17 protein-coding genes are annotated in these 17,999 nt (G+C 29.9%); 14 read left to right on the top strand and 3 right to left on the bottom strand.

The window, feature by feature from the left end; translation table 11 throughout:
- Window positions 1-92: 92 nt before the first annotated feature.
- The 12 genes from metG (at window position 93) to QK892_RS05030 (ending at window position 12,470) form a co-directional block, all read left to right on the top strand.
- Window positions 93-1,682, top strand: a complete 1,590-nt coding sequence (gene metG, locus QK892_RS04975) for a methionine--tRNA ligase (RefSeq protein WP_317272433.1) — start codon at window positions 93-95, stop codon at window positions 1,680-1,682.
- Window positions 1,683-1,988: 306 nt separating this feature from the next.
- The gene (locus QK892_RS04980) at window positions 1,989-3,590 is read left to right on the top strand and encodes a Na/Pi cotransporter family protein (RefSeq protein ID WP_317272434.1); all 1,602 of its coding nucleotides are present in this window, start codon (window positions 1,989-1,991) and stop codon (window positions 3,588-3,590) included.
- A 143-nt stretch (window positions 3,591-3,733) separates the two neighbouring features.
- Window positions 3,734-4,651: a ribokinase gene (gene rbsK / locus QK892_RS04985; RefSeq protein WP_317272435.1), complete on the top strand. Its 918-nt coding sequence runs from the start codon at window positions 3,734-3,736 to the stop codon at window positions 4,649-4,651.
- A gap of 134 nt (window positions 4,652-4,785) precedes the next feature.
- Window positions 4,786-5,571, top strand: coding sequence for a TatD family hydrolase (locus QK892_RS04990; RefSeq protein WP_317272436.1), 786 nt, complete (start codon window positions 4,786-4,788; stop codon window positions 5,569-5,571).
- Window positions 5,572-5,812: 241 nt separating this feature from the next.
- Window positions 5,813-6,865: a 3D domain-containing protein gene (locus QK892_RS04995; RefSeq protein ID WP_317272437.1), complete on the top strand. Its 1,053-nt coding sequence runs from the start codon at window positions 5,813-5,815 to the stop codon at window positions 6,863-6,865.
- Between the two features lie 127 nt (window positions 6,866-6,992).
- Entirely contained in the window at window positions 6,993-7,547 is a 555-nt protein-coding gene (gene rnmV, locus QK892_RS05000) for a ribonuclease M5 (protein WP_317272438.1), read from the top strand.
- Window positions 7,547-8,398, top strand: coding sequence for a 16S rRNA (adenine(1518)-N(6)/adenine(1519)-N(6))-dimethyltransferase RsmA (gene rsmA, locus QK892_RS05005; RefSeq protein WP_317272439.1), 852 nt, complete (start codon window positions 7,547-7,549; stop codon window positions 8,396-8,398). The genes rnmV and rsmA overlap by 1 nt, the downstream gene beginning before the upstream one ends.
- Before the next feature lie 122 nt (window positions 8,399-8,520).
- Window positions 8,521-9,852: a DUF7922 domain-containing protein gene (locus QK892_RS05010; RefSeq protein WP_317272440.1), complete on the top strand. Its 1,332-nt coding sequence runs from the start codon at window positions 8,521-8,523 to the stop codon at window positions 9,850-9,852.
- A 42-nt stretch (window positions 9,853-9,894) separates the two neighbouring features.
- Window positions 9,895-10,401, top strand: coding sequence for a hypothetical protein (locus QK892_RS05015; RefSeq protein WP_317272441.1), 507 nt, complete (start codon window positions 9,895-9,897; stop codon window positions 10,399-10,401).
- A 130-nt stretch (window positions 10,402-10,531) separates the two neighbouring features.
- A complete protein-coding gene (locus QK892_RS05020; protein WP_317272442.1) occupies window positions 10,532-11,362 on the top strand; it encodes a hypothetical protein in 831 nt (276 codons plus the stop codon).
- A gap of 11 nt (window positions 11,363-11,373) precedes the next feature.
- Window positions 11,374-12,216 carry an Mrp/NBP35 family ATP-binding protein gene (locus QK892_RS05025; RefSeq protein WP_394855004.1) on the top strand — a complete coding sequence of 281 codons (843 nt, stop codon included), beginning with the start codon at window positions 11,374-11,376 and terminating at the stop codon, window positions 12,214-12,216.
- Window positions 12,217-12,281: 65 nt separating this feature from the next.
- Window positions 12,282-12,470 carry a ferredoxin gene (locus QK892_RS05030; protein ID WP_317272443.1) on the top strand — a complete coding sequence of 63 codons (189 nt, stop codon included), beginning with the start codon at window positions 12,282-12,284 and terminating at the stop codon, window positions 12,468-12,470.
- 56 nt (window positions 12,471-12,526) lie between these two features.
- On the opposite strand, the gene QK892_RS05035 is transcribed toward QK892_RS05030, so the two are convergent.
- From QK892_RS05035 to QK892_RS05045, 3 genes are all read right to left on the bottom strand, one after another.
- Complete coding sequence (locus tag QK892_RS05035; RefSeq protein WP_317272444.1) at window positions 12,527-12,727, bottom strand: hypothetical protein; 201 nt, start codon at window positions 12,725-12,727, stop codon at window positions 12,527-12,529.
- Between the two features lie 70 nt (window positions 12,728-12,797).
- The gene (locus QK892_RS05040; protein WP_317272445.1) at window positions 12,798-13,259 is read right to left on the bottom strand and encodes a PadR family transcriptional regulator; all 462 of its coding nucleotides are present in this window, start codon (window positions 13,257-13,259) and stop codon (window positions 12,798-12,800) included.
- Between the two features lies 1 nt (window position 13,260).
- A complete protein-coding gene (locus QK892_RS05045; RefSeq protein WP_317272446.1) occupies window positions 13,261-14,106 on the bottom strand; it encodes a DegV family protein in 846 nt (281 codons plus the stop codon).
- 290 nt (window positions 14,107-14,396) lie between these two features.
- On the opposite strand from QK892_RS05045, the gene nrdD reads away from it, so the two are divergent.
- Both nrdD and nifV read left to right on the top strand, forming a co-directional pair.
- Entirely contained in the window at window positions 14,397-16,511 is a 2,115-nt protein-coding gene (gene nrdD, locus QK892_RS05050; protein ID WP_317272447.1) for an anaerobic ribonucleoside-triphosphate reductase, read from the top strand.
- Between the two features lie 306 nt (window positions 16,512-16,817).
- A complete protein-coding gene (nifV, locus tag QK892_RS05055) occupies window positions 16,818-17,981 on the top strand; it encodes a homocitrate synthase (RefSeq protein ID WP_317272448.1) in 1,164 nt (387 codons plus the stop codon).
- Window positions 17,982-17,999 lie beyond the last annotated feature (18 nt).

Below are 17,999 nucleotides of genomic sequence, written 5' to 3' on the forward strand. Positions count from 1 at the left end.
GTTATCTAAGAAACTCAGCTTTAAGCTGAGTTTCTTACTAATATTTCATTTTTTCACTCTTTCATTTTTCCAATTTTAAAAAGGGGGTTTTTATGAATATAATAGTTGGAAACGCATGGCCGTATGCTAATGGGCCTTTACATTTAGGGAGAATAGCAGTGCTACTTCCTGGGGATATTATTGCAAGATATCATAGACTTATGGGAGATGATGTGATATTTTTATCAGGAACTGACTGTCACGGTACTCCTGTAACTATGAAGGCTAAGGAGGAAGGAATAACTCCTTTAGAAGCTACTAATAAATATCATGATGAATTTATAAAATGTTTTGATAGTCTTGGTTTTTCTTTTGATATATTCGAGAAGACGCATTCAGAATATCATCAGGAGAAGGTTAAAGAATTTATTCTTGATTTGTACAATAAAGGTTATATATATGAAAAAGAAATTGAGCAGACTTATTGCGAAAGTTGCAATGAGTTTTTATCTGATAGATATGTAGAAGGAAAATGCCCACATTGTGGGGAGATAGTTTCTGAAGAACAGTGTGAAAATTGTTCTGAGATTATAGATAGTGAAGAATTATTAGAGAAGAGATGTAAGCTCTGTGGTAGTGAAACTATCGAGAAGACAACAAATCACTTATTTTTTTCTCTATCAAACTTTGAGAATGATGTTAGGAGACTTTTGATCAGACAAAAGGGATGGAGAGAAAATGCACAAAAAATAGTAAAGAGATATTTAGATGAAGGCCTAAGAGATAAGGCTGTAACTAGAGATTTTAATTGGGGAGTAGATGTACCGCTTGAAGGATATGAAGATAAAAGAATCTTCGTTTGGATAGAAGCCGTAATGGGATACTTGACAGCTAGTATGAAAGCTCTAGAAGGCAAAGATGAAGAGTGGAGAGAATATTGGGAAGGTGAAGATTCAAGAGTTTATTTTGTTCATGGAAAAGATAATATTCCTTTCCATACAGTAATATTTCCAGCAATTCTTGCAGGGCTTGGAATAAAGAATCCTAATTTACGAGTTATATCTAGTGAGTATTTAAAACTAGAAGGAAAGAATTTTTCATCAGTAAAAAACTGGGCAATATGGGCAGATTATATAGTTGAAAAATATAATGTGGATGAGTTTAGATATTACTTAACATTAAATTCTCCAGAAGTAAAGGATACTGATTTTACTTGGAGAGATTTTATCTCAGTTATAAATAGAGACTTAGCCAATAACATTGGGAATTTTATAAGTAAGATTATAGGAACTATTGTGGAAGAGTATGATTGTATAATTCCAAAAGGAAATTTATCTAAAGAATTTAAAAATGAGATTTTTAATTTATACTTTGAAGTAGGTGACTATATAGAAGAAGGAAAGTTTAAGAATGCTCTTTTGGATATTGTTAGCTATGTAAGAAGATTTAATAAGAGCTATGAAGCGAAAGAAAAAAGTATTTATGAGGCATTGCAACTTATAGTAAATCTAACAAACTTATTAGAGCCATTTATGCCAAGTACCTGTGAGAAAGTTGGGATTTCATTAGGTTTAGATAAGCCTATATGGAGTTACACTGAAAAAGAAAAAGGTAAGATCTCTAAGCTAGAAAATCTATTTAGTAAGATAGATAAGAAAAGAGCAGTAGAAGAAGTTAAGATATTAAAAGAAGAAAAAAATTAATTAAAAAATGAAAACCCTAGATTAAATGATTTGGGGAATAATTTAATCTAGGGACCATTAGATGGTTTTAGGGGTAAATAATAATGCTTTAACTACTTTACAGGTATTATGATATATCACTTTTATGACAGTACTGTGTCAAAAAAATAAATAAAATATGAATATTACTCTATGTTAAAAAAATTTAACATAGGATTAATATTTACAAGTTAGATTAATCATTGTATATTAAATTTGTTAACTAATTGTTAATTAAATATTAATTAAGTGTTAATAGAAGTAAGAAGATGGTAAGGAGAAATATTAATGAGTAGTTTTTCTATTTTAACTGGACTTATTGGAGGTCTAGGTCTGTTCTTATATGGAATGAAATTAATGGGAGATGGCCTAGAGAATGCAGCTGGGGAAGGACTAAAATCAATATTAGAAAAATTAACAAGTAATAAGTACATAGCAGTTTTAGTAGGTGCAGCTGTTACGGCAATAATTCAAAGCTCAAGTGCTACAACAGTTATGGTAGTTAGTTTCGTGAGTGCTGGGTTAATGACATTAGCACAAGCTGTTGGAGTAATAATGGGAGCTAACATAGGTACTACAATAACTGCACAAATGGTATCATTGGATTTAGACGCAATTGCACCAATTTTCGTAGGTGTAGGAGCTATAATATTATTAGTTGCAAAAAAGAAAAAGGTACGTGATATTGCAAGTATAGCATTAGGTTTTGGTATTTTATTCTTAGGAATGGGTGCTATGTCAACAGCAATGCAACCAATTTCTGAAGCAAGTTGGTTTAAGGAGTTTGTTATTATAGTAGCAAATAATAGTATATTAGGATTACTTGCAGGACTTGGGATGACTGCGGTTGTACAAAGTTCTTCAGCTACAACAGGTATATTAGTAGCTTTAGCTACTACAGGTTCTATAGATATGAAATTAGCTTTTCCAGTAATCTTAGGATGTAATATTGGAACTTGTGTTACTGCAATATTAGCATCTTTAGGAGCAAATAGAACTGCAAAAAAAGCAGCATTAATGCATTTATTATTTAATACAATGGGAGCTATAATTTTCTTCCCTTTCATAGAACCATTTATAAGATTTATTGAAGGCACAGATCCTAACGTTACAAGACAAGTGGCTAATGCACATACTATATTTAATGTAACAGTAACAGTAGTATTATTACCTTTATCAATGTATTTAGTTAAATTAGTAAATAAAATTATGCCAGGCGATACTGAAATAGAAAAAGAGGGAGCTATATATTTAGATAAAAATCTTTTAGATACTCCAGTAATAGCTAATGGACAAGTATTTAAGGAAACTTTGAGAATGGCTAATAAAGCTAAAGAAAATTTAGTATTAGCTATGAGAGCATTCACTGAAAATAATGAAGAATCAGTAGATAAAGTATATAAAAATGAAAAAATTATAAATGCTTTAGAAAAGGATATAACAGATTATTTAGTTGAATTATCTCAATTAGACCTACCAGCGGAAGATGTAAAGCTATTTAGTTCAACATATCATGTTATAAATGATATTGAAAGAATAGGAGATCATGCAGAAAATATTGCAGATTTAGCAGTTGAGAAAATGAGTAAGGGAATACATTTAGGCGATAAAGCTAAAGGTGAAATTAAGTTAATATTTGATAAGACTATTGAAGCTATTGAAATTGCAATAGATAGTTATAATAATAAAAGTTTAACTGCGCCTAAAGAGATAGAAGTTATAGAGGAAGAAATAGATATTTTAGAAAAGAAGCTTAGAGAGAATAATATAAAGAGATTAAATGAAAAATCTTGCTCAGCAGCATCCAGTGTCATATTCTTAGATCTAATAAGTAATTTAGAAAGAATAGGTGACCATGCTAATAATATTGGGAATGCTGGTAAGAAGTAAAAAAAGTAATAGTAAAAAGGTAGAAAATAAATAATATTTTCTACCTTTTTATATTGTTTTAAAATATTTATAAAGCTTTAATTGGTATGTTATAATTTATAAAAGTAATATGTATGCTGTGAAGAAGATTAAATGGAGGTAGTATGAAAAGAATAGTAGTTGTTGGAAGTATTAATATGGATTTAGTGATAGAAGCTGATAGAATTCCTAAAATTGGAGAAACACTAAAAGGTGAAAAGATTAGTTACTTAATTGGAGGAAAAGGCGCCAATCAAGCTGTTGCTGCATGTAGATTAGGAAATGAAGTGAGTTTAATTAGTTGCGTTGGAAAAGATGATTTTGGAGATAAATCTTTAAAAATATTAGAGGCAGAAGGTATAGATGTACATGGAATAAGATATAGTGAAGAATCATTCACGGGTATTGCTAGTATATTTAAAACAAATAAAGATAACTCAATAATAGTGATACCAGGAGCGAACGATTTATGTACTAAAGAGATAGTTGATGAAAATATAGAAAGAATAAAAGAAGCAGATGTACTAATAACGCAGTTAGAAATTCCTATTGAAACAGTTGAATATGCATTGAAGATAGCTAAAGAGAACGGAGTTAAGACAATACTAAATCCAGCACCAGCAATAGAAATCAATAAAGAAATTTTAAAAAGTGTAGATTTAATCACTCCTAATGAAACAGAATTCGAAATAATTTCAGGAAGAAATTTTAATAACGCTAATGATCTTGAAGATGCGATGCTACTATGGCAAAATGAAAATCCTTCAACTAGATTGATAGTTACTAGGGGGGAGGATGGTTCCTCTTATGTAGATAAAGGAAAAGTAAAAACAATAAATGCCATAGATGTAAATGTTATAGATACTACTGGAGCCGGGGATACTTTTAATGGAGGGTTAGCTCATGGAATAAGCCATGATTTAAAAATAGAAGAGTCTATAATTTTCGCAGTAACAGCAGCATCATTATCAGTAACTAAGCTTGGTGCACAAACAGGGATGCCTAAAGTTACAGAAGTGAATAATGCTTTAAATATAAAGTGATAAAGAAATGTATATATATGTAACAACAGAATAATTTAATCAATGGAATTAAATTTATAACAATTTGTTTATTATTGAATTTTTTGTACTATAATGATAAATATGAAAATAAAAATAAACTTGGAGGTATGAAGGTGGAAAATATGTATAAAATATATGATACTCACGCCCATTATGATGATGATGCCTTTGATGAAGATAGAGAAGCTATTTTAAAAGAGTTAAAATCAAATGGGGTTATTGGAATATTAAATTGTGCATCTAGCTATGAAAGTATAGAAAAAACATATAAGTTAACTATAGAAAATGATATTATTTATGGAGCATTAGGAATACATCCTGAAAATGCCGACGAATATAATGAAGATGTAAAAAGTGAGATAATAGGGCTAATCAATCAAAATCAAAAAATAATTGCCATTGGTGAAATTGGATTAGATTACTATTGGGAAGAGAATCCTTCAAGGGAAGTTCAAAAGGATGTATTTAGAAGACAGATGAAGCTAGCTGAAGAGTTAAATCTACCAGTTGTAATTCATGATAGAGATGCACATGGAGATATTCTAGAAATAATTAAAGAATTTCCTAATGTAAATGGAATAATCCATTGCTTTTCAGGAAGTGTAGAATTCGCCATGGAGTGTATAAAGCTTGGTTATTACATAGGAATTGGTGGAGTCGTAACATTTAAGAATGCTAAGAAAATTGTTGATGTGGTAAGTAAAATTCCTATAGAAAAAATTCTAGTAGAAACAGATGCACCATATATGGCACCAGTACCAAATAGAGGAAAAAGGAATAAATCAGACTATATAGCATATATAATAGAACAGATTGCTCAAATAAAGAATTTAGACCCTAAAGAGGTTAATTCGGTTGTAAATAACAACTTTATGAGGTTGATAGGAAAAGATATATAAAGTAAAATTAGAAGATGTTAGAATATTTTTACAATACGTCATTTAACTGAAGATAATTTTTTAATAAACAGCCTACTTTCAATAAATAACTGTAAAACTGCTATTATATTTATAATTTATATTTAAGTATGCACAGTGTTGCATTTTTAGTACAGTTTTTTATGCAGGAGGTCAAATTTGACAAAAGCGCCCGATTCAATTATAATTCAAAAGACGCTCTTGCCAAAGGGAGGAAGTAGAGATGGTAGAAAAAATTAAAAAATACCTGAAAAATAACTTTTCTAACGGTCCAAAGGCAAAAATACTGATAGGGGTTTTATTTATTACAGTAATTCTATCAGTGACGTTCGTAAATATGAGGAAGACTTTAACGATGGAAATAGACGGCAAAGAAGAAACATTTGTCACATATAAAAGGACTGTTAAAGATGTGTTGGATACTAAAGGGATTGTAGTTAATCCTAAGGATAAAGTTCAACCAGCTTTAAATAGTAGTGTATCTGAAAAAGATACAATATCTATTAAAAGGGCTGTTTCGGTAGAATTGACTGTAGGAGATAAGAAAACAAAAATAGATACTGCAGAAGATACTATCGAGGATATGCTGGAGGTAGAAAAAGAATCACTTAAAGAACAAGGCATTGAATTTAATAAGGGAGTAGATGAAATAACTCCTGCACTAGATACGGAGATTACACCTGATTTACAAATTGACCTAGTTAAGGTTGAGGTAAAGAAACATTTAGCTTCAGAAGCTATTAGTTTTGATGTGGTTTTAGAAGAAGATCCAAATCTTGATAGTGGCCTTGAAGAAATTAAACAAGAAGGAACAACAGGAGAAAAGGAAGTCGTTTACGAAGTTGTATATAAAAACGGCAAAGAATATTCAAAAACCATTAAGAGTTCGAAGGTAGTAGTAGAACCAGTGAATAAGGTAGTTGCGCAAGGAACAAGAAGAACATTCGCAAGTAGAAATGGGCAATTATTAGAGTATAAGAGCGTTTTATATGTAGAATCTACAGCATATAGTGGTGGCGGGGTTACAGCAACAGGAACTGTGCCTGTAAGAGATCCAGATGGAATTAGTACTATAGCGGTAGATCCAAGAGTTATCCCACTAGGATCATTAGTATATGTTGAGGGATATGGTAAAGCAGTAGCTGCAGACACTGGCGGAGCTATAAAAGGTAATATTGTTGATGTATATGTCAATTCTAATGAAGAGGCATATAGTAGCTGGGGAAGAAAATATAATGTTCCTGTTTATATTTTAGCTTATCCTGGAGAATGGTAAAAAAAGGGGATGCTCTAAAGAGCATCCCTATATTATTTATATCGTTTTTATTTTTTAAGAATTTGACATAATAGATATATAGGGATAAATTAATAGTTAGGTATATTTCAGAAAGGAAGTCAATATTTTGATAAAGGAAGTTATTGTAGTTGAAGGCAGAGATGATATAACAGCTGTTAAACAAGCTGTTGATGCTGAGGTTATAGCCGTTGGGGGATTTGGAATTAATGCTAGAGTTATTGAGAGAATAAAAGAAGCCCAAAAAAGAAAGGGTGTAATAGTATTAACAGATCCTGATTTTGCAGGAGAAAAAATAAGAAACATAATATCAAAGAGAGTCAAAGGAATAAAACATGCATATATTGCTCAAGAGGACGGAATAAAAGGGGATGATATTGGTGTTGAAAATGCATCTCCGGAAGTTATAATTGAAGCTTTAAATAGAGCGAAGGCTTCAGAAGAAGTTATTGAAGAAATATTTACCTCAGAAGATATGTTTTATTTTAAATTAACAGGAGACATTAATTCGAAGAAGAGAAGATTAATGTTAGGAAAAGAACTTGGAATTGGTTATGGAAATGCAAATCAAATGTTAATAAGATTAAATAAATATTCTATAAGTAAAGAAGAGTTCATTGCGGCAATAGAAAAAATAGAAAAAATTCTAGGGGTGAATAAGTAATGGAAATTAAAGATGTAAAAACTGCTGAGTTAGTTAAGAAATATAACTTTAAATTTTCAAAAAGTTTAGGACAAAACTTTTTAGTTGATGATTCAGTACCAAGAGATATAGTATTAGGTGCAGAAGTAGATGAAAATGATTTAGTTATAGAGATAGGCCCTGGTGTAGGAACATTAACAGCTCAATTATTAAATAAAGCAAAAAAAGTAGTAGCAATAGAATTAGATAATGATTTAATTCCTATATTAACTGAAGAAATTGGTGATAATCCTAAGTTTACTTTAATACATAATGATGCTTTAAAAGTTGATTTTAATGAAGTCATAGGAGATGAGAAGAGTGTAAAGCTAGTAGCAAACTTGCCTTATTATGTGACAACTCCCATTATAGTTAAACTTTTAAAAGAAAACTATAACTTTAAATCATTAACTATAATGATTCAAAAAGAAGTTGCTGAAAGAATGAATGCAGAACCAGGAAATAAAGATTATGGATCTCTTTCATTATTAGTTCAATATTATTGTGATACTAAGATAGTAAGAAAGGTGCCACCTCAATGCTTCATTCCTAGACCAAAGGTTGATTCTATAGTAATTAGATTAGATAGATTAAGTGAGCCTAAAGTAAAGGTAGAAAATGAAAAATTATTTTTTGAAATAATAAGAGGATCATTTAATATGAGAAGAAAAACTCTTTGGAATGGAGTTAAAAATATAGGATTATCTAAGGAAAATTTAGAATTAGCGTTTCAAGAAGCTAATATAGATCCGAAAAGGAGAGGCGAAACACTTAGCATAGATGAATTTGCTATTTTATCTGATAAAATAAATAAATATTTAAAATTAAATTAAATAATAGGCTCGTGAGAAATTTGGAGTAAAATACAAAAATCTCACGAGCTTTATTTTTAACATATTTATATATCAATAGCATATAATGTATTGAATTAATGTAAAATGGAGGTTCTAGAGGTTTGTCACAATTAAATAAGTTGTATAGAAATTTTATTATTCTACAAGAAGATGAAAGAGGTTATTCTAATTCTAACGACAAAACCTTATCAGGATATTCAAAGATAGAGGCAAAGGGAAGTTCATGTAAGATTTCTTTCTATGCTCAAAATCTAAGAAAGGATGATGAAGAATATTGTATTTTAGCTATATGCAATAAAAAAGATACTAAAAAAGTATTGAATTTAGGTAAAATATCAGTATCAGATGGTGGAAAGGCAGAGATAACGAAGGAATATCCTTTAGATAATGTAGGTGGTTTAGGAATATCCTACGACAAGATTTCAGGGGCTGCAATAGGAAAAATGAAAAACGGAGTTCCTATTATAGTTATGTGTGGCTTTATTAATGGTGAGCAACCGGGAGATAGTTGGAAAAACTATAGTTTGGTAAACTGTGCTCATAGCAAATCTAAGGAAAAGATAGAATATATGAAGAAGGAAGAGAAAAAGAAAAAGAAAAAACATAGAGATGGCGAAATAGAAGAAATAGAAGATATAGAATTAGTAGAAACTGAAGAAGAGGTAAAAGAAGAAATAGAAAGAGATGATGAAGTAGAAAAAGAACCAGAAAATGAACCTGAAAAAGAAATCCAAGTTAACGAAGCAGAAGTTAGAAGTAAGGAAGAGACAATAAATGAAGTAGATGGAGAAAGCACTGAAAGAGAAGATATAGAAGGTAATGAAGAGGAGACTAGAAATAATATAGAAGAGGATGATGAGAATAATCCATTTTCAAAACAAAATTACAATGAGAATCCGTTTAATCAAAATATCCAAGAGAATTTATATGGGATAGAAGATTTAAATAGAGGCTACATCAAAAATAAATTTGATGAATATGAGGAAAAATTAGAAGAAGAAAATACTGAATTTAAGGTTAGAGGTAGCGTTGGCGAGTATTTTGAAAGCTTAGCTAATGGATTTGAACATTGCAGAGATAGATATGAGGAAATTAAATACTGTAAATGGTACAAGATCCCGGTAAATGATTTACATGAAATGTGTAATATGTCTAATTATAATAGGTATGCGGTAGCATATTATCCGATGCTTAATTATTATCCATATATAAGAAAGTATAAACATTTTATGTTGGGATATAAATGTGATGAAAATGGAATTTTAAGATATATTGTATATGGAATTCCTGGAGAAAAAAATAAGGATGAACAGCCATATGAAGGGAAGACTGGATTTGTAACTTGGGTTAGTGATGAGTCTAGAGATGGAATGGGATGTTGGTTAATGTTCTATGATTTTAAAAATTCAACAGTTGTTGTACCTATGCAATAGGTACGAACAAAATGTACTTATATATCCTAATGAGTATGTTAAATGAATAAGAAAATCTACACCATCACCCTACTGGTAGTCCTTATGTTCTTAATATCATCTATGAGAAACTTATTTATCGAAGATATAAAAAATGTTGCAATGTCCAATAATAATATTGAGAAGTTTAATAAGCATATATTGAGAGAGGGAAAGTATAGTTTTTCATTACCAGCAGGATGGGAAATAGATAGTGTAAATGATAGTAATAATGATATAATTGTTACTTTCAACGATAAGGATGATCTATATGGAGATATATCCATTATAAATACAGATATAGATAATGTTTATGGAGATAAAAAAAGTGATATAGATAGTGATATAATTATTGAAGAAGGTTACGAGTGGACAATTATAACTGAAATCGACGAAAAAATTATCAATAATTACTACATTAGAGATTACTCAGAGGGAAAAGTTCTTATAATAAAGTTTTCTTATACAGAAGGTAAGCAAAAAAATAGTATAAAGGTAGTATTAGATTATATAGCAATGAGTTTTATATAAGCTATCAATAAAATTTGCTATTAAAGAGTTAAAGTATTATAATTTATTTATAATTAGGAGAAGTAATTACTTCTCCTAATTAATTATAAAGAATTGTAGGGTGACCTTTGTATAGAGGGGAAGGATATTATTGAAAAAAACAACAAAATATTTAATGGCTACATTAATGTTTATATTATTATTTAATTTATCGTCTTGTGAAATTGTGGATAATATAAAAAATAAATTTAAAAATAATAGCTATTTTGATAATGTTGGCATGGTTGACCAAATAAGTATTCAAAGTATAAGAGACAAATCTTTTAAATTTCTTGTTACAGATGAAAAAGCTATTGCAAATCTGTATGATCTTTTATCAAAATCAGAAATTAGTGAAGTTAAGTCAGATTTACAACCAGACTACATATTTGAAATCAAAATGGGAGATGAAGTAAAACAATATAATTATGTAGTTGGTGCTTATGAGGGGAATTTTTATAATGATGAAATGAGTTTTACAGTTTCTAAAAGACTTGATGAAGGTCTTCTTCAAAACTTATCAATTATAAGAAAACCGAGAGAATTTGAATACATATATTATGAACCAATTTTAGATATCATCAATCAATTAAGTAATACTTTGGATTATGGAAATAAAAAGGTAGGAGTAGATATCAAGGATGATATAGACTGTCTAAAATATATATTCTCTACTGATTTAGAAAATTTCTTACAAAGGGCTAGAAAGACAGCTCCTAATATTGACATAATAGATAATAATGAAAGTGATTTCGATATTATTATAAGGATAAAAAATAGAGGGCATAGTACAACTGAATATAAGAGTAATATTACTGTAGAAGATAAGAAGGAAGTAAATCAATATTACTACTATATAGTTGGAGAAAATGAATATAAAGAATGGAATATTAACATCTATACGGAAGATAACCTTCCTAGAGATGTAGAAAAAAACTGGTAGGAGGTGTTATTATGTCAGGTTTTTCAACTGGCACTAACCAAGAAAAAGCAAAAAAAACATTCACTCTTGGGCAAAATGGGCCTAGAAAATTACAACCTAAATATGGTGTGATAAAGAATGTTATAGGCGTGATAAGTGGTAAAGGTGGAGTAGGTAAATCCACGGTTACAGGAATATTAGCAAGCACATTAAGAAAAAAAGGTTACAAGGTAGGGGTACTAGATGCTGATATCACAGGACCATCTATGCCAAGATTCTTTGGAATAAATGATAAAAGAGCTAATATAGAACCAATTGATGAGAATAATTTTAAATACTATCCTGTACAATCAAAGGGTGGGGTAAAAGTTTTATCAATGAATTTATTAATTCCTAAAGAAGATGATCCAGTAGTATGGAGAGGCCCTATAGTATCAAGTGTTTTAACTCAATTATTTACAGATACTGTCTGGGAAGAATTAGATTACCTATTAATTGATATGCCACCTGGAACTTCAGATATAACTTTAACTGTAATGCAAAGTTTCCCTATTAAGGAGCTTATAATAGTATCAACACCACAAGATATGGTTTCTATGATAGTTAAGAAAGTTATAGCTATGGCAAATAAGATGCCATTACCTATAAGGGGTGTTGTAGAAAATATGTCTTATATAAATTGTCCTGGTTGCGATACTAAGATAAAAGTATTTAGTAAGAAGTCAGCAGAAGAACATGCTGAATATTTAGATGTACCACTAATTGGTGAGTTGCCTATTAATGTTGACTTAACAGAAGCATTAGAGCAAGGTAAAGCAGAAGAATATGTAATCAATAATGATTTATATTCATTAATTTTTGAAGGATTATATTAATACACATAAAATATAAGCTCATGGGAACACTAGTAATGAATTATTTGTGAAAGAAGGGATATGGCATGAAAGCTCACGTAGATAAAGATACATGCATTGGATGTGGACTATGTCCATCAATATGCGAGGCTGTATTTGAAATGGACGACGATGGGAAGGCGGTAGCTAAAAACCCTGATGTTCCTAATGAGCACGAAGATGAAGCTAAAGATGCAGAAGCAAGCTGTCCAGTTAGTGCAATTAGCGTATCATAATAAAAAAGATGCTTGAAATCAAGCATCTTTTTTATTTTTAGAAATTTATATCTTATTTAAAAGAAATCAACCAATTTATCTTGAATAATTTTTGGCTTATTACTTGGAGAACTACTAATCATATTGGAATCAATATTTACTGTATCTCCTATATTTATGTAATTTGATACTTGATTTAAAGGAACTTTAACTATAGTATCATCGTCTAATGCAACAAAAGCCTCAAAGAAGTTATAATCAATTATTTTACCTTTCAAAAAATAACACCACCTATAAATATATTAGTGTTATTCTTCTCAAAATATAAGGATTTAATACAAAGAATAATTATTTATATAAATCTTTATATATAATTTTAAATACTTTTAAAGATTCCTCAATCTTTGGTTTCAAGAGAGATTTTCTTGTTTCATATTCATTAATACCCTTAGTAGTTAATGAATAGATTTTTTGAAATTTTTTCTTGGGATTATCCCATTCACCAACAATATATTCTTCTTTTTCAAGTTTTTTTAATAATGGATATATCCCACCAGTACTTGGTATCCAAAGCCCATTTGTTTTTTCACCTATTTTATTAGCTATATCATTTCCATTTGCTGGACTGATGCTAAGAATGTGAAAAACATATATGGGAAGTAACCCCTTTGTGAAAACCTGCCCAACAGACTCTTTTTCTTTTTTAATCTTTTTAAGTTCTGCAATTTTTTCTTTATATTCTTGATGAAGCCTTTGTTCTTCTTCTTTTATATCTTCTATACTGCTTAAGTGAAGATTAAATTTATTCATTTTAATCCACCTTTTGAATCGCTAGGCCAAGTAAACCGGGCCCTCCATGGACTCCTAAAGCAGGACTAATTTGTGATATATCTATACTTAATATATTATCTAAATTTTTCATTGACTCTAAAATACTTTTAGCTTCATCCAAAACACCACCATGAAGAACCCAAACATTACAAGGACCTTCATTAAGTGCCTCTTTTAAGATATTAGTAAGCTTAACAATAGATTGCTTTCTACCTCTGGCTTTACAAACTGTATAATATATACCATCTTCATTAACAGTAACAACTGGTTTTAAGTTTAACATATCGCCTATAGTTCCACTAATTTTACCAATTCTCCCGCCCTTTATTAAATATTCTAATGTATTAACAGTATAATATCCTGTAATTTTTTCTCTTATAGTTGGAAGAGCATCAACTATTTCTTCAAAACTTTTTCCTGAATTAATTAAATCAGCTACCTCCATGGCAACGATTCCCTCAGGCATAGCTAATATTTTTGTATCAAAAACATGAGATGTTAATTTAGGATGATCTTCTAATGCTAATCTGATTGAATTAAAAGTTCCAGATAAACCACTAGATATAGTTACAGCTATAACATGAGTATATCCTTCATTTTCTAATGAAATTAGCATATCTTCTAAATCCTGAGTACTAGGAAGTGAAGTTTTTGGAATTTCCTTTTCTAAATTACTATAGATTTCATCGGCAGATATCTCTATTTTATCTCTATATTCTCCATGAGAATAAGAGATTCTAAGTGGGAGTAAATAAATATTTTTCTCTTTTATTGTCTCAAGAGATAGGTCACACGCGCTATCAACTATTAATGCTATTTTTTGCATAATAAACCTCCTAACATTAACTTTATTTTACAATTTAATTATAACATAACGAATAATCATATCAATACTGATATAGTTTAGTATTAGCAGTATTGATATAGTTAAAAAGCTATAAATAAATTAATATGTCAAAAGTTAAAAAATAGTAAAAAACACTAATACAGAAGTATATATCATAGGAAGTCTATATAGCTAATTAATTCTAAGTTTTTATCAATTGAAAAGAATATTTTTAAGTAATATAATAAATACTAAGATACACTATATATTGTGTTAGGGAGGTATATATTATGCTATATGTTGTTAAAAGGGATGGAAGGGAAGTTCCTTTCGATTCTGTTAAGATAGCTAATGCTATTAAAAAGGCAAGTAGTGAAACTGGGGAAAAACTAAGAGAAAGTGAAGTATTAGCAATAGTACAAAAGGCAACAAACTACATTGAAAAAGAAAAAAATATAAATATAACAGTTGAAGAAATTCAAAATATAGTTGAGAAGGCTTTAGTAGATATGGGGTATGGAAATATTAAAGTGGCATATTCTAACTATAGGAAAGAAAGAACACATATTAGAGAAATAAAATCTGATTTGATGAAAGCTATTAAAAAAATTGGAGTAGAAACTGATAGAGATAATGCAAATGTAGGAAATAATTTTAGTTCTAAGCTGTTAAGAATAGCATCAGAGTCTAATAAATGGCACAATTTATCTATGATGCCTAAAAAGTTAGCAAAAGCTCATGAAAATGGAGACTTATATTTTCATGATTTAGATAGCTATAATTTAACAATAAATTGTCTTCATATTCCAACTAAAGAAGTTCTTGAAAGAGGATTTAATACTGGTTATGGGACAATTAAAAAACCAAGGAGAATTGAGACAGCAGCAGAACTTTCTTGTATATTACTTCAATCTTCTCAAAATGATATGTTTGGAGGGCAATCTCATCCTGACTTTGATAATGACTTAGGTATCTTTGTTGAGCCAACCAGAAAGGAAATAAGAGAGGAACTTGAGGAATTAGGCATTGATAAGGATAAGATTGAAGTTATAACTGAAGAAAGGTTAAAAAATAGAGTTAATCAGGCTATGCAAGGTATAGTTTATAATTTAAATACAATGCATTCAAGAGCTGGTTCTCAAGTACCATTTAGCTCGATTAATTTAGGAATTCCTAATTCAGATGATTCAGCATTAATTTGTGAAGCATTTCTAAAAGAATATGAAAAGGGGTTAGGGAAAGGAGAACAACCTATTTTCCCAAATATTATTTTTAGAGTTAAAGAAGGTGTAAATAGAGAGCCAGGAGATAAATATCACTATTTATATCAATTAGCTTGTGAAGTAGCAGCGAAAAGAATGAATCCTACATTTATGAATATAGATGCAGATTTTAATAAAGAATATTATGATGCGGGATATATGCCAGCAACTATGGGATGTAGAACTTATTTAATGAAAAATGTTAATGGTGAGCCTGGATGTAAAGGAAGAGGGAATATAGCTCCTGTTACAATTAATTTACCAAGAATCGGAATGCAGGCAAAAGGGGATATAGAAGAATTCTTTAATATATTAGAAATGAGATTACAATTAGCTAAAGAGTCACTATTGCATAGATATAGTATTTTAAAGAATCTTAGAATTAAAGATTTACCTTTTGTAGGAGGACAACAATTATTAAAGGGAGCCGAGGGGCTATGCCAAGATGATTCCATTGAACCAATATTGAAGCAAGGTACATGGGGAATAGGATTTATAGGACTTGCAGAAACATTAGTTGCTTTAATAGGATATCATCACGGAGAAAATAAAAGAGCAAGTGAATTAGGAATTGAAATTATTACTTATATTAGGAACTTTACAGATAGAGCGATTGAAGAAACTAAACTAAATTGGAGTTGTTATGCTACTCCAGCAGAGGGACTTTCTGGAAAGTTTATAAAGAAAGATAAGAAGATATTTGGCGTAATTAAAGGTGTTACAGATAAGGATTACTATACAAATAGCTATCATATACCAGTGAATTATCCTATATCAATAAAGGATAAAATAGATATAGAAGCACCTTATCATAAGCTTTGTAATGCGGGACATATAAGCTATATAGAAGTAGATGATAAGCCTTCTGGAGAAGTTATAATGAATATATTAGATTATGCTTATAAGAATACTAATATTAGTTACTTAGGTATTAATTTCCATATAAGATATTGCAAGAATTGTGGAGAATACTTAAATAGCAGTGAAAGAAAGTGCTGTAAATGTGGAAGTGAGGATATCCAAGGTATTTCTAGAGTAACTGGATATTTAAGCCTAGATGAGAGATTTGGACCAGGAAAATATCAAGAAAGAGCAGATAGAGTATCTCATTCCGGAAAAAAGAAAAATTATAATGTGCTTTAATGCATAAATATAAGAAACGATATAGTCTTTTGTATAAGGCTATATCGTTTTATTTATATCTACAAATGCAGGATTTTTTTATTATGTTGCAGAAATTTGAATAAAATATATCGGTTAATATAAATTAAAGAATAAAAGTGAAATAAATATATTAAAACTTGCAATTTTCGTAAAAATAAAAGGAATTTAACTTGTTTGTAAATCATATATATGGTAAAATAACTATTAATAATTTTCAGAAAATAGTGAATATTAAATTGGGGCAAGCCATAAAAAGTAATAGATAATCTTAAAAGGGGGAAGCTTATGTCAGTAAAAAATACAAAAAAAGGCAATGAGGTCTTCATTGTAGATACTACATTAAGGGATGGAGAACAAACAGCAGGAGTTGTTTTTGCTAATGACGAAAAGGTAGCTATAGCGAGGATGTTAAGTGAACTTGGAGTTGATCAACTTGAAGTTGGTATCCCTACTATGGGTGGGGATGAAAAGGAAGCAATTAAAAAAATAGTAAAAAGTAATTTAAAATCAAGTATTATGGCCTGGAATAGAGCTGTAATAAAGGACATAGAAGAATCAATAGATTGTGGAGTTGATGCAGTAGCTATATCTATTTCCGTATCTGATATTCATATTAAGCACAAACTCAAAACATCTAGAGAATGGGTATTAGAAAACATGGTTAAATCAGTAGAGTTTGCAAAGAGAAATGGCTTATATGTTTCTGTAAATGGAGAAGATGCATCAAGAGCAGATCGAGACTTTTTAGTACAATTTATTGAAGCAGCAAAACAAGCTGGTGCAGATAGATTTAGATATTGCGATACAGTTGGTATAATGGAACCATTCAAAATATGTGAAGATATAAAATATCTTTATTCAAAAACCCATTTTGATATAGAAATGCATACACATGATGACTTTGGAATGGCTACTGCAAATGCTTTGGCAGGTATCGTGGGAGGAGCATCTCATGTTGGCGTTACAGTTAATGGACTTGGTGAAAGAGCCGGTAATGCTGCATTAGAGGAGGTTTTAATGGCTTTATTGTTTCTTCATAACTATGAGGGAAGTATTAATACTACTATGTTTAGAGAAGTTTCTGAATATGTATCTAGAGCTTCAGGTAGAGTGCTTCCATCATGGAAGGCTATAGTTGGTGATAATATGTTTGCACATGAATCAGGCATTCATGCAGATGGAGCTATTAAGAATCCTAAGAACTATGAAGCTTTTGATCCAGGAATAGTTGGACTTGAAAGACAAATAGTTATAGGCAAGCATTCTGGTAAGGCTGGCATTATTAATAAGTTTAAAGAATATGGAATAGTGTTAGATGATATTTCAGCTCAAGGAGTTCTTCAAATGGTAAGAGCAACTTCAGTAAGATTTAAGAGAAGCTTATTTGATAAGGAATTAGTACAGATATATAAGGAATACTTAAGATTAAAAGAAGAAAATGTAAATTAGAAAAGGGGGCAATAAATA

The sequence above is a fragment of the Clostridium lamae genome, assembly GCF_033043255.1.
Taxonomy (GTDB): Bacteria; Bacillota; Clostridia; order Clostridiales; family Clostridiaceae; genus Clostridium; species Clostridium lamae.

Bases quoted from the DNA above. Each gene is read 5' to 3' on its own strand.
- metG (WP_317272433.1), top strand. From the start codon at position 93: ATGAATATAATAGTTGGAAACGCATGGCCGTATGCTAATGGGCCTTTA.
- QK892_RS04980 (WP_317272434.1), top strand. From the start codon at position 1,989: ATGAGTAGTTTTTCTATTTTAACTGGACTTATTGGAGGTCTAGGTCTG.
- rbsK (WP_317272435.1), top strand. From the start codon at position 3,734: ATGAAAAGAATAGTAGTTGTTGGAAGTATTAATATGGATTTAGTGATA.
- QK892_RS04995 (WP_317272437.1), top strand. From the start codon at position 5,813: ATGGTAGAAAAAATTAAAAAATACCTGAAAAATAACTTTTCTAACGGT.
- rsmA (WP_317272439.1), top strand. From the start codon at position 7,547: ATGGAAATTAAAGATGTAAAAACTGCTGAGTTAGTTAAGAAATATAAC.
- QK892_RS05015 (WP_317272441.1), top strand. From the start codon at position 9,895: ATGAATAAGAAAATCTACACCATCACCCTACTGGTAGTCCTTATGTTC.
- QK892_RS05025 (WP_394855004.1), top strand. From the start codon at position 11,374: ATGTCAGGTTTTTCAACTGGCACTAACCAAGAAAAAGCAAAAAAAACA.
- QK892_RS05030 (WP_317272443.1), top strand. From the start codon at position 12,282: ATGAAAGCTCACGTAGATAAAGATACATGCATTGGATGTGGACTATGT.
- QK892_RS05040 (WP_317272445.1), bottom strand. From the start codon at position 13,259: ATGAATAAATTTAATCTTCACTTAAGCAGTATAGAAGATATAAAAGAA.
- QK892_RS05045 (WP_317272446.1), bottom strand. From the start codon at position 14,106: ATGCAAAAAATAGCATTAATAGTTGATAGCGCGTGTGACCTATCTCTT.
- nrdD (WP_317272447.1), top strand. From the start codon at position 14,397: ATGCTATATGTTGTTAAAAGGGATGGAAGGGAAGTTCCTTTCGATTCT.
- nifV (WP_317272448.1), top strand. From the start codon at position 16,818: ATGTCAGTAAAAAATACAAAAAAAGGCAATGAGGTCTTCATTGTAGAT.